The 12,857-nt window shown below is 46.2% G+C and carries 10 protein-coding genes; 8 read left to right on the top strand and 2 right to left on the bottom strand.

Annotated features, from left to right (window positions below):
- Nucleotides 1-50: 50 nt before the first annotated feature.
- Nucleotides 51-332: a hypothetical protein gene (locus FOT42_RS04910; RefSeq protein WP_151889470.1), complete on the bottom strand. Its 282-nt coding sequence runs from the start codon at nucleotides 330-332 to the stop codon at nucleotides 51-53.
- 183 nt (nucleotides 333-515) lie between these two features.
- Between FOT42_RS04910 and ileS the strand changes: the two genes are divergently transcribed.
- The 4 genes from ileS (at nucleotide 516) to FOT42_RS04930 (ending at nucleotide 5,665) form a co-directional block, all read left to right on the top strand.
- A complete protein-coding gene (ileS, locus tag FOT42_RS04915; RefSeq protein ID WP_151889471.1) occupies nucleotides 516-3,947 on the top strand; it encodes an isoleucine--tRNA ligase in 3,432 nt (1,143 codons plus the stop codon).
- A gap of 2 nt (nucleotides 3,948-3,949) precedes the next feature.
- A complete protein-coding gene (locus FOT42_RS04920) occupies nucleotides 3,950-4,333 on the top strand; it encodes a TraR/DksA family transcriptional regulator (RefSeq protein WP_108422488.1) in 384 nt (127 codons plus the stop codon).
- Between the two features lie 87 nt (nucleotides 4,334-4,420).
- Nucleotides 4,421-4,981 carry a hypothetical protein gene (locus tag FOT42_RS04925; protein ID WP_226789804.1) on the top strand — a complete coding sequence of 187 codons (561 nt, stop codon included), beginning with the start codon at nucleotides 4,421-4,423 and terminating at the stop codon, nucleotides 4,979-4,981.
- 33 nt (nucleotides 4,982-5,014) lie between these two features.
- The gene (locus FOT42_RS04930; RefSeq protein ID WP_151889473.1) at nucleotides 5,015-5,665 is read left to right on the top strand and encodes a lipoprotein signal peptidase; all 651 of its coding nucleotides are present in this window, start codon (nucleotides 5,015-5,017) and stop codon (nucleotides 5,663-5,665) included.
- On the opposite strand, the gene FOT42_RS04935 is transcribed toward FOT42_RS04930, so the two are convergent.
- Nucleotides 5,653-6,216, bottom strand: coding sequence for a 5-formyltetrahydrofolate cyclo-ligase (locus tag FOT42_RS04935; protein WP_151889474.1), 564 nt, complete (start codon nucleotides 6,214-6,216; stop codon nucleotides 5,653-5,655). The two genes, FOT42_RS04930 and FOT42_RS04935, sit on opposite strands and share 13 nt — an antisense overlap.
- Before the next feature lie 475 nt (nucleotides 6,217-6,691).
- On the opposite strand from FOT42_RS04935, the gene uvrC reads away from it, so the two are divergent.
- From uvrC to FOT42_RS04955, 4 genes are all read left to right on the top strand, one after another.
- Entirely contained in the window at nucleotides 6,692-8,482 is a 1,791-nt protein-coding gene (gene uvrC, locus FOT42_RS04940; protein ID WP_151889475.1) for an excinuclease ABC subunit UvrC, read from the top strand.
- A gap of 6 nt (nucleotides 8,483-8,488) precedes the next feature.
- Nucleotides 8,489-10,750: a patatin-like phospholipase family protein gene (locus FOT42_RS04945; protein ID WP_151889476.1), complete on the top strand. Its 2,262-nt coding sequence runs from the start codon at nucleotides 8,489-8,491 to the stop codon at nucleotides 10,748-10,750.
- Nucleotides 10,751-11,085: 335 nt separating this feature from the next.
- Entirely contained in the window at nucleotides 11,086-11,865 is a 780-nt protein-coding gene (locus FOT42_RS04950; RefSeq protein ID WP_151889477.1) for a DUF3108 domain-containing protein, read from the top strand.
- A gap of 13 nt (nucleotides 11,866-11,878) precedes the next feature.
- The gene (locus FOT42_RS04955; RefSeq protein ID WP_151889478.1) at nucleotides 11,879-12,856 is read left to right on the top strand and encodes a tryptophan 2,3-dioxygenase family protein; all 978 of its coding nucleotides are present in this window, start codon (nucleotides 11,879-11,881) and stop codon (nucleotides 12,854-12,856) included.
- Nucleotide 12,857: the final 1 nt, after the last annotated feature.

The following is a 12,857-nucleotide window of genomic DNA, read 5'->3' on the forward strand; positions in this document are numbered from 1 at the left end:
TCATTCAGAATGACACTTTTTAGACAGCCTTGGTTTGATAAAAATGGCTTCTAGATGCTATCAATGGCCTTTTTGGCGGCCTCTTTCATCTCTTTGCCAGCCTTTTCAAGACTGTCAATGGCTTTTTCACCCAATTCCTTGGCGTCCTCGCCCACTTCTTTTGCCGTGTCGATGGCATCGTTGGTAGCTTCTTTCAGGTCTTTACCAGCTTCTTCAAGGGCTTCACCAGCCTCCTCGGAAGCCTCTTTTGCTTTTTCAGGCGCATCCTTGCAAGAGGTCATTACCGACAGGGATAGCGATAGGGCCATTACGGCGATACATACTTTTTTCATTTCAAATAATGGATTAGTGTTAATGTAGAATCAAAATAACAAAAATTTACTTGAAATAGGGATTGTTCCCTTATCATATTTACATTAAGGAGATTAAGGAAATTCTAATAGACGATGGGTAGGCCATAATTCCATCTAAATTTATAATTTTGCAAACTTGAATTCTAGAAGAAGTAGCAGTTTATGAAGTTTGCGGAATATAAGGGATTGGATTTGCCCAAGGTATCGGAAGAAGTTCTGGACTTTTGGAAGGACAAACAGATTTTTGAAAAGAGTGTTTCCACCAAGGAGGGCAAGGAAAGCTACGTCTTCTATGAAGGCCCCCCATCTGCAAATGGCATGCCCGGCATCCATCACGTGATGGCCCGCACCATCAAGGATATTTTCCCAAGATACAAGACCATGAAGGGCTTTCAAGTGAAGCGAAAGGCCGGTTGGGACACCCATGGACTGCCCATAGAGATAGGGGTGGAGAAGGAACTCGGCATCACCAAGGAAGATATCGGCAAGAAAATATCGGTAGAGGAGTACAACGCCGCCTGTAAAAAAGCGGTGATGCGCTACACGGACGTTTGGAACGAAATGACCGAAAAGATCGGGTACTGGGTGGATATGGATGACCCCTACATCACCTACAAACCCAAGTACATGGAGTCCGTCTGGTGGTTGCTGAAACAGATCTACGATAAAGGACTTCTATATAAAGGGTATACCATACAGCCCTATTCGCCAAAGGCGGGGACAGGTTTGAGCTCGCACGAGCTGAACCAACCCGGCACCTATCAAGATGTGACGGATACCACGGTAACGGCACAGTTCAAGAGTCTCCTGCCCACCAATGGTGGAAAATCTGTGTGGGATGCTTTTAAAATTTCCCCTCCACCGGAGGGGTCGGGGGAGGCCTATTTCTTGGCTTGGACCACCACTCCTTGGACCCTTCCTTCCAACACCGCTTTGACCGTCGGGCCAAAAATTGAATACGTATTGGTGAAAACCTTCAACCAATATACCTTCGAACCCATCCAAGTGATATTGGCCAAAAACCTGGTCAGCTATAATTTTTCAGGGAAGTTTGCCAAGGTCGAGACCGCCGAAGAATTGTCCAATTTCAAAGAAGGGGACAAAAAAATCCCATACTGGGTAGGCCAGAGCTGTTTGGGAAAAGATTTGGTCGGAATTCGGTATGAGCAGCTTCTTCCGTACACATTGCCCAACGACAACCCCGAAAATGCCTTTAGGGTCATTGCTGGGGATTTCGTGACCACGGAAGATGGTACCGGGATCGTGCACACGGCACCCACCTTTGGTGCGGATGATGCCTTGGTGGCCAAACAGGCAGAGCCAGAGGTCCCGCCCATGCTCGTAAAAGATGAGAACGACAACTTGGTGCCCTTGGTGGACCTACAGGGACGTTTCCGTCCAGAAATGGGCGAATTGGCAGGGAAATATGTCAAAAACGAATATTATGACGATGGCCAGGCCCCCGAAAAATCGGTGGATGTCGAGATTGCCATCAAACTAAAGGAAGAGAACAAGGCCTTCAAGGTCGAAAAGTATGTCCACAGCTACCCAAACTGCTGGCGAACCGATAAACCCATTTTGTACTATCCACTGAATTCATGGTTTATCAAAGTGACCGATGTGAAGGATCGGATGTTCGAACTCAACCAGACCATCAATTGGAAGCCAAAGGCAACCGGAGAAGGTCGATTTGGCAACTGGTTGGCCAATGCCAACGATTGGAACCTTTCCCGATCCAGATATTGGGGCATTCCGTTGCCTATCTGGAGAACGGACGATGGCAAGGAGGAACTGATCATTGGCTCCGTGGAAGAGCTCAAGGCGGAAATGGCCAAGGCCGTTGAAGCTGGGGTTCTGGAAAAAGATGTGTTTGCCGATTTTGTGGTGGGCGATATGGGCGAGGACAATTACGACAAGATCGACCTGCACAAAAATATTGTGGATGGCATCACCTTGGTATCGCCAAGTGGTCAACCCATGAAAAGGGAATCGGACCTTATCGATGTTTGGTTCGATAGTGGCTCCATGCCCTATGCCCAATGGCACTACCCTTTTGAAAACAAAGAATTGATTGACGATGGGGTTGCCTTTCCGGCCAATTTCATCGCCGAAGGGGTGGACCAGACCCGCGGATGGTTCTATACCCTCCATGCCATTGCCACCATGGTGTTTGATGGTATTGCCTATCAAAATGTGGTCTCCAACGGATTGGTGCTCGACAAGGAAGGCAAAAAAATGTCCAAGCGTTTGGGCAATGCGGTAGATCCCTTTGAAGTCTTGCCAGAGCACGGACCCGATGCCACCCGTTGGTACATGATCTCCAATGCCAACCCTTGGGACAACCTTAAATTTGATATTGAAGGAGTGGTCGAGGTAAAGCGAAAGTTCTTCGGAACGCTCTACAATACCTATTCCTTCATGGCACTCTATGCCAATATTGATGGGTTCAGCTATGCTGAGGACGAGATTCCTTTGGCGGATAGGCCAGAGATAGACCAATGGATCTTGTCCGAGCTGAATTCCCTGATCCAAAATGTGGATGAGGCCTATGAAGATTATGAAGCGACCAAGGCTTCACGGATGATTTCGGATTTTGTACAGGAAAACCTGAGCAACTGGTATGTGCGTTTGTGCAGAAGACGTTTCTGGAAGGGTGAATATGGGCAGGACAAGATTTCTGCGTACCAGACCCTTTACACCTGTTTGGTGACCGTTGCCAAGCTTTCCGCACCAGTGGCGCCTTTCTTTATGGACCGATTGTACAAAGATTTGGATGCAGTCACCGGTAAGGAAGGTTTTGAAAGTGTGCATTTGGCTGAATTTCCAAAGTACGACGCCTCCATGGTCAATGAAAAATTGGAGCGAAAGATGCAGTTGGCACAGAAAATATCGTCTTTGGTGCTTTCCATCCGTCAGAAGGAAAAGATAAAAGTACGCCAACCCCTGCAAAAGATCATGATCCCGATCTTGAACGCAGAACAGAAAAAGGACATCGAAGCGGTATCCGGGTTGATCAAATCCGAGGTGAACGTAAAGGAAATCCAATTGCTGGATGATGCTTCGGGCGTTCTGGTAAAACAGATAAAACCCAATTTCAAGGTTTTGGGCCCGAAATTTGGTAAGGACATGAAGGCCATAGCGGGAGCAGTGAACCAATTGGGGCAGGACGACATCCAAAAAATGGAACAAGAAGGAGAATTAACACTCCAATTGGAAAATAAAACCGTTAATTTACAGTTAGCCGATGTAGAGATCAGTTCCCAGGACATCGAAGGGTGGCTGGTGGCCAGTTCAGGACCGCTTACGGTGGCGCTTGACGTAACCATTGACGAGGCCCTTAAAAAGGAAGGGATCGCAAGGGAATTGGTCAATAGGATCCAGAACATCCGAAAGGATTCCGGGTTTGAGGTGACCGACAAGATCGACATCAAAATATTGAAGGACGGCCTTGTGGAAAATGCGGTTTCCAGTAATGAGGAATACATCAAGACGGAGACGCTTACCGCAGTGCTGAACTTTGAGGAAAAATTGGATGAGGGCATAGCGATTGCCTTCGACGAGGTGAATACAAAATTGTTTATTCAAAAGCATTAGACATGGCAGAAGATTTAAAAGTAAGATACTCCGATAAGGACCTGGAGGAATTCAGGACCTTGATAGAGGAAAAAATGGAAAAGGCAAAAAGCCATTTGGAACTTTTGAAGAGTTCCTATATGAACGATGGAAACAACGGTACGGACGATACTTCACCCACCTTCAAGGCTTTTGAGGAAGGTTCGGAGACCATGTCCAAGGAAGCCAATACGCAGTTGGCCATCCGTCAGGAGAAATTCATCCGCGACCTGAAGAACGCCCTTATGCGGATCGAGAACAAGACCTATGGTATCTGCCGTGTGACCGGAAAGCTCATCAACAAAGAGCGGTTGAAGCTGGTTCCCCATGCCACCTTGAGCATAGAGGCGAAGAACATGCAAAAATGATAAAAACGCCCTAGGGCGTTTTTTGTTATGAAGACCTTATTGTTTTTACCGGCCCTTTTTTTCCTTGTACACCTACAGGGTCAAAAATTGGTAAAGAAAGCTTTCATTGGACCCAGGACCGAGTCCATCCAGATAGATGCCCAATATTGCTATCGGATAGACCTTACTACTTCGCCGACCGATGAGGTACAGGTATCTGCGAGCATTGAGGGCGAGTATGCCAAGGATTTGTTGGTCTCCATAGAGGAAAAGGGGACAACGGTGCTGGTCAGTGCCGGGTTCCAGCCCATTTTCATCAACCCCAACGACAAGCTCAGTGCCCACAAGGTGGTTTCCATAGCGTTGCAGATCAGCGTGCCGGAATATAAGGAGGTCTCCGTTTTTGGAACGAACAGCAATGTGAATGCCACGGGCAAGTATAAAAATCTGCACATCACCCTTTCCGATGGGATATGTATGTTGGAGAACGTTTCCGAAACGGTTGAGGTGGCCACCCAAAAAGGGGATATATGGCTCACTGCGCCCAGCGGGCACATCCTGGCCGAAAGTGCCTACGGGAAGGTGGATCAGGAAACCATACCCTTCGGGGACAACCAATTTATACTGAAGACGGTGGAAGGTCAAATCCATCTCAAGAAAACAAAATAATATCCATATTTTTGCAACCTCTTTAGTAGAAGCATGAGTTTAAAGAAATCCCTGTTGATCATTGTTCTGATTTTGCTTGTTGACCAAATAAGCAAAGTCTATATCAAGACCAGTTTTATTTTGGGGGAGTCCCATGATGTCTTCGGTTGGTTCAAGATACTTTTCATTGAGAACGAAGGCGCGGCTTGGGGGACCAAATTGAGCGACCTTATGCCCATTTCGGAACCCACAGGAAAACTGGTGCTGACCATTTTTAGGATCTTTGCCGTGCTCGGGATTGGCTATTGGCTTTGGGACATTGTAAAAAAGCAATCCCCAAAAACCTTGATCTTGGCCGTTTCACTCATTTTTGCCGGTGCGGTGGGCAACATCATCGACTCGGTTTTTTACGGGTTGATCTTTGATCACAGCAATGGCCAGGTGGCCACCCTCTTTTCCGATAACCCATATGGAAGCCTGTTCCATGGCAAGGTGGTGGACATGCTCTATTTTCCATTGATAGATACCACATGGCCCGATTGGGTCCCCTCGGTGGGGAGCAATCGTTTCCGGTTCTTTGAACCTGTGTTCAATATCGCCGATACGGCCATCAGTACAGGGGTGGGTATTTTGATCGTTTTCAACAAGAAGGCATTTCCCAAGCAAGCGGAAAAAAAGGAAGAGGTCGCCGATCAGAATGCATAGACCTTCTCTGGGGTAATGCAGTAATCCAGTTTCACGTCGTTTTCATGCACATCGGTTATGGGCTCTTCTTCGGCACCGAAAAAGGATAGCCCGATTTTGAGGGTATCTTTTCTGCATTTGTCCAAAAAGATATCATAAAACCCTTTTCCATAGCCCACACGGTTGCCCAAGGCATCAAAGGCCAAGAGAGGGATGAAGACCACATCGATCTTTTCTTCGGGAACCGTTATGCCGTCCACGGGTTCCGGAATGCCCCATTTGTTTTTTCTGAAGGCAGTGCCGTCGGTCAATAAATAGTTGTCCATGGAATTTTCACCGCTCACCTTAGGTACGACCACGTTTTTGTCCTTCCCTTGTAGCAGGGTGATGATAGGGAGGGTGTCCACTTCGTTCTGCTCCTCGATACTCAAAAAGATATGGTAATAAAAAAAATCCCAGATTGGGATTTGAAGTACATGGTTTGCTAAAATCAAACTGAAGTCTGAGGCTTGTGATGGGCTGATTCCTGCTCTCAGATTCTTGTATTTTTTTCTTAGTTCATGTTTCAACATCTAGGTGTTGAAGATTTAGAGGTTGTTCTGGGGGCACTATGGTCTTATTCTCCCTTGCTTGTTGAAACAGAGAAGAATATCTTGAAGAAAAGCATCAAGATCAAGTACATTCCCAAAACGATGACATAGTTTTCCATAGGATTGTATTTATACCGTTAAATGTAGGTAAAAGAATTTTAAAATCTACCACGAAATGCACTTTTTATCGGTGAAATGCATCATTTTTTGCAACAGTTTAACACTTTTTAATTGTCCATTAGGGATTTTCCATAGTTTTTTTAGAGGAAAACCCCAGTTTTTGGTGTCATGCTTCAAAAAGGGGAAAGAATTGAAATTGATGCCGTTGTCATTTCCATGGATCCAAACCGGGCAGATATCAATGCAAAAGGGCAAAGAATCAAGTTTAACAGAAAACACGGTAATTAAAATATAACTTTGTTGTAAAGTCGAACAGGGTAATTTTTCCAAAAACCGTATGTCCAACCCACCATCCATCAATGTACAGATAAGCACCTTGCCCGATAACCCCGGGGTGTACCAGTTTTATGATGCTGCAGGGAAAATTCTATATGTGGGCAAGGCCAAGAACCTTAAAAAGAGGGTGTCGTCCTATTTCAACAAGAAACAGGAGTATGGCAAGACCCGGGTGTTGGTAAAAAAGATCCATACCATAAAACATATTGTGGTCTCTACGGAGTCGGATGCCCTTTTGTTGGAGAACAATCTCATCAAAAAACTGTTGCCGCGCTACAATGTGCTGCTCAAGGATGACAAGTCCTACCCTTGGATCTGCATAAAAAATGAACGCTTTCCGAGAATTTTCCCCACACGTAAACTCATCAAGGACGGATCGGAATATTATGGTCCCTACACCAGCATGAAAACGGTGAGGACCCTTTTGGAACTCGTGAAAAGTCTTTATCCCCTCCGGACCTGCAACTATGACCTTTCCGAAGAAAAGATCGAGGCCGGCAAGTATAAGGTATGTCTGGAATACCACTTGGGCAACTGTTTGGGCCCTTGTGAAGGGCTTCAAGGGGAGAAGGAATACAACGGCCAGATAGAGGACATCCGGCAGATCATCAAAGGAAATCTGAAGAGTTCCCTGCATTCGTTCCGGCAGCAGATGAAGGAACTGGCCGACAAAATGGAATTTGAAAAGGCACAGCGGGTAAAGGACAAGATAGATATTCTGGAAAATTACCAAGCGAAGTCCACGGTGGTGAACCCCAAGATCAACAATGTGGATGTCTTTTCCATTATTTCGGATGAGACCCATGCCTATGTGAACTTCTTGCAATTATCACACGGGGCCATCATCAGGTCGCACACCCTGGAGATCAAAAAGAAATTGGATGAGACGGACGAGGAACTCCTCCAATTGGCCATTACCGAGATCCGACAACGGTTCCATTCCCGGACGAAGGAAATCTACCTGCCGTTCCCTGTGACGGTGGAGGAAGATGTGAAGGTCACCTTGCCCAAATTGGGCGACAAGCGCAGGATCTTGGAACTGTCCGAGCGTAATGCCCGTTTCTACAGACAGGACAAGATGAAACAGATCAAGATCACCGATCCGGACAGGCATACCAAACGAATCATGGCCCAGATGAAGGCTGACCTTCGGCTTTCGGTGGAACCCACCCATATTGAATGTTTTGACAATTCCAACATCCAGGGAAGCAACCCTGTGGCCGCCTGTGTTGTCTTTAAGGACGGTAAGCCGTCCAAGAAGGACTATAGGCATTTCAACATCAAGACCGTGGAGGGCCCTGACGATTTTGCAAGCATGGAAGAAGTGGTTTTCAGAAGGTACAAAAGATTGCTCAACGAGGATGAACCCCTGCCCCAACTGATAGTGATCGATGGAGGGAAAGGGCAATTGTCGTCGGCCCTCAAAAGTTTGGAAGCCTTGGATCTTCGAGGAAAGATAGCCATCATTGGCATTGCCAAAAGGTTGGAGGAGATCTATTTTCCCGAAGACCCCGTACCTTTATATCTGGACAAGAGGTCGGAAACATTGAAGATCATCCAACAATTGCGGAACGAGGCCCACAGGTTCGGGATCACGCACCACAGGAACAAGCGGAGCAAGGGAGCCATAGGCACTGAGCTGGTGGGCATTGAGGGAATCGGGGAGAAAACGGCGGAACAACTGCTGAAGAGTTTCAAATCCGTAAAGCGGATAAAAGAAGCCTCTGTGGAGAGCCTCGCGGAATCTGTGGGGATGGCAAAGGCAAAAAAAATTTATAAATCCTTTCATTAGTGAACCATGCACAATAAGCGTATAAAGATCACCTTGGTGTTTGTTTTGTTGGGCCTTCTGGGGATGGCCCAAGACCAGAGCAACGACCCGCCCCCCAAAGTGGGACTTGTGCTAAGTGGGGGCGGCGCGAAGGGTTTGGCCCACATCGGGGCACTGAAGGTCATCGAGGAGGCCGGGGTGAAAGTGGATTATATTGGAGGGACCAGCATGGGGGCCATAGTCGGGGCGCTCTATGCATCGGGATATTCTGCCAAGGAGCTGGACTCCATTTTCAGGGTGACGGACTTTACGGAGCTTATCCAGGACAATGTGCCCAGGGGAGCCAAGACTTTCTACGAAAAGGAAAATTCGGAGAAATATGCACTTAGCCTACCGTTCACCAATTTTAAGGTGAGCTTTCCCCAGGCCATTTCCGGAGGGCAAAACATCTATAATGAACTGGTTCGGTTGCTCTTCCATGTCAAGGATGTGAACGATTTCAATAAACTGCCGATTCCGTTTCTCTGCATGGCCACCAACGTGGAGACCGGTGAGCAGGTATTGTTGGACCACGGCTATCTTCCCGAAGCCATTGTGGCAAGTGGCACCTTCCCGTCCCTTTTTGAACCTTCGGAAATAGAAGAGGCCATTTTGATCGATGGTGGGGTGGTGAACAATTATCCCATAGAAAGGGTCAGGGCCATGGGCGCAGACTTTATCATTGGGGTGGACGTGCAGCACGATCTGGCCACACGCGAATCCCTCTCCTCGGCCACAGAGATATTGTTGCAGATCAACAACTATCGCACGGTGAACGACATGAAGAAGAAATCGGAAGAAACAGACATCTACATCAGGCCGGCCATCGATGAATTCTCTGTGATCGATTTTGGTCGGAGCAAGGATATTGTCAAGAGCGGGGAGGAGGCGGCCAAGGCCAAAATAGAGGAGTTAAAGAAAATTGCGGAGGCCCAGAAATATGCCCCTGACCCCAGAAAACGGATACAGGGAATGGACAGTTTGGTCGTTAATAGAATGATCATAAGGGGGAACGATCAGTACACCAGAGGGTACATCAAGGGGAAATTGAGGTTCAATCTGGCCGAGAAAATTGCATTTGACGACCTAAAGCAGGGAATCAACAACCTTTCGGCTACCGGAAACTTCAGGGCCATCAGATATGAACTGGTGTCCAATGGCTTGGGCACGGACCTGATCTTGAAATTGAAGGAGAACCCCACCAAGATGTTCATCAAAATGTCCGCACACTATGATGACCTCTATAAAAGTGCGGCACTCATCAACCTGACCAAGAAGAATTTTTTGATGAAGGACGATGTGGCCTCTTTTGATTTTATCCTCGGTGACCACATTCGGTACAACATGCAGTATTATCTGGACAAAGGCTACTATTGGAGTTTAGGGATCAATTCCAAGTTCACGGACTTTGATTCGGAAATCGACTTTTCCCTGATCCAGGGAAATTTTAACGTGCCTACCGACCCCAACATCCGCACAATCAGTCTTGATGTCACCGATCTGACCAATCAGATCTATTTACAGACGGTGCTACGGGAAGAATTTGCCTTTACCATAGGTGCGGAGCACAAACTCTTGAAGTATAGTACAAGGACGCTCAACCAGTTGGGGGAGGACCTTGAGGCGACACCCACCTCGGAGAGGACCTATTTTGAAAATTCCAATTATTTCAGTGGTTTTGGGAAGATTACCTTGGACACTTATGATGACAAATATTTCCCCACAAAGGGACTGCTTTTCGATAGCGATTACCACGTTTACCTGTTCTCTTCGGATTTCAATGACAATTTCAGGGAGTTTTCCATTGCCAAGGGCCGCTTGGGCACCGTGATTCCCTTGGTGAACAGACTGATTCTGAACGTTGAAGCATCGGGCGGCGTAAAACTGGGTACCTCCGAGGTGACTTCCTTTGATTTTGTGCTGGGAGGTTTCGGGAATGATTTTGTGAACAATTTTGTGCCCTTTTTCGGATATGATTTTTTAAGCATACCCGGGAACAGTTTTGTGAAGGCATTCGGCAGATTGGACTATAACTTTGCACCCAAGAACCATATCCTTTTCTCGGCCAATTTTGCCAATGTCGCGGATGATCTTTTTAGGACCGGGGACTGGTTCACCCAACCCAATTATTCCGGTTATGGATTGGGCTATGGGTTTGAGTCGTTTTTGGGTCCGGTACAGGTTTACTATTCGTGGTCGCCAGAGATAAAAAATGACAGTATTTTCTTTAGTGTGGGATTTTGGTTCTAGTGTTAAGAATTTATCAAAACCCCCAATATTCTTAATATTTTGTCAAAAAAATAGTCTTTGGCCATCAAAAAAGGAGGAGTATAGTTAAAGTCCGTTAAAAACTCATTTTCCTACAAAAGCTTGGCGTATATTTGTTCCCGATAAGGGGTGGTTCCCTTATAACTTTAAGTATTGGTTTTTCATAATTTAAAGTTTGGTTGGTTATTTAGGAAAAGCCCAGTTTTAAGACTGGGCTTTTTTTGTACATACTATTTTGGAACAAGTTTTGTTTAAGTATATGTAAACCAAATGCCCCGAACACTGATTTTGTTAATTTTATATCCATAAAAAAACCTATGAAAAAAATACTGCCCCTACTTTTCCTGCTCATGGCCGTCCCTCTGATGGGGCAAAAGTTCCAGCCTGCATTCAAGTCGGGGGAATGGCTGAAGTTCAGGATACATTATGGCTTGCTCAATGCCAGCTATGCCACGTTGCACCTGAGCTCCGAGACCCTCGACAGCATTCCCGTGTACCATGTGGTGGGCACTGGGAAGACTACGGGTTTTGCCAGCATATTCTTCAAGGTGGACGACACCTATGAGAGCTATTTTGGCCGCAGGAACGGAAAACCCTATAAATTTATCCGTAAGATCGATGAGGGAGGATATACCAAGGACATAGAGATCAACTTTGACTACAACGAGAAAAAGGCCGTCCTAAAGGACCATAAGAACAGTACTCAAATGGATATTCCCGTACACGACCAGATCCAGGACCTGATCTCAGCTTCCTATTATTTAAGGAACAATTACAATCTGGAGACGTTTGAAGAAGGACAGTCCATCAATTTGGACATGCTCTTTGACGATGATGGTGTATTCCAGTTCAAATTGAAATATTTGGGAAAAGAAGTCATCAGAACCAAGTTTGGAAAAGTGGAATGTCTTAAATTTAGGCCTTATGTTCAATCAGGCCGTGTTTTCAAGGAAAAGGAGAGTCTTACCCTTTGGATATCCAATGACTTGAACAAGATTCCCATCCGGATCAAGGCAGATTTGGCCGTTGGGTCACTGAAAGCGGACTTGGAGGCATATAATGGGTTAAGGAACCAGTTTAAAATTATAATGAATTAGTAGATCGGCATTGATGAAGAATGGTGAAAAAATCCAGTCCCAGATCAACAAACTTGAAGAAAAGTACAAAAATTCGGGCCAGGACCTGAGTTCCTATCTGGACGGGCTCCTCTACCAAAGATACCTTACCTATTGGGACTACATCCACCTGGACACCCTTTTGAGCATCCAAGTGCCCCGCACCCACTTCCCCGATGAGGAAATCTTCATCATGTACCACCAGATCACGGAGCTCTATTTCAAGCTCATCCTCCATGAACAAAAACAGATTGTGGAGGACAAATCCCAAGATGTTCCGTTCTTCATAGAAAAAGTGAACAGGACCAACAACTATTTCAAGGCATTGATCTCCTCGTTCAGCATCATGATCAAGGGAATGGAGCGCGAGCAGTTCCTTCGCTACCGTATGGCCCTGCTCCCGGCCAGTGGTTTCCAGTCCGCCCAATATCGGATGATCGAACTTTACGCGACCCCTTTGGAACACTTGGTGCACCACTCAGAGAGGGATTCGTTTTCGTCCCAGGATAGTATTGAGGAGCTTTTTGAACAGATTTATTGGAAAAAAGGAGCGACCGATTTGGCCACGGGGCAAAAAACATTGACCTTGAAACAATTCGAGATCCGATACACCCCAAGACTTCTGCGGATAGCCAACCAAGTGAAGGACAATACCATATACCACAAATACCTTCAACTTCCCGATGCGTCCAAGAACAATGAAGAACTGAAAAAAGCGTTAAAGGAATTGGACCTGAACGCCAATGTGAACTGGCCATTGATGCACATGGGCTCTGCCTACCGATATTTGGCAAGGGAGGGCAAAGAAGTGGAGGCCACGGGAGGTACCAATTGGAAGGAGTTTTTGCCTCCGAGTTTTCAGAAAATAATATTTTTCCCAAATTTGTATTCCGAAGAGGAATTGGAGACATGGGGAAAACAATGGGTAGATCATATTTTTAACCCAGCAAATAAAGAATACAAGGAATATTAGA

It is taken from the genome of Flagellimonas hadalis, from assembly GCF_007785775.2.
In the GTDB taxonomy this organism is placed as follows: Bacteria; Bacteroidota; Bacteroidia; order Flavobacteriales; family Flavobacteriaceae; genus Flagellimonas; species Flagellimonas hadalis.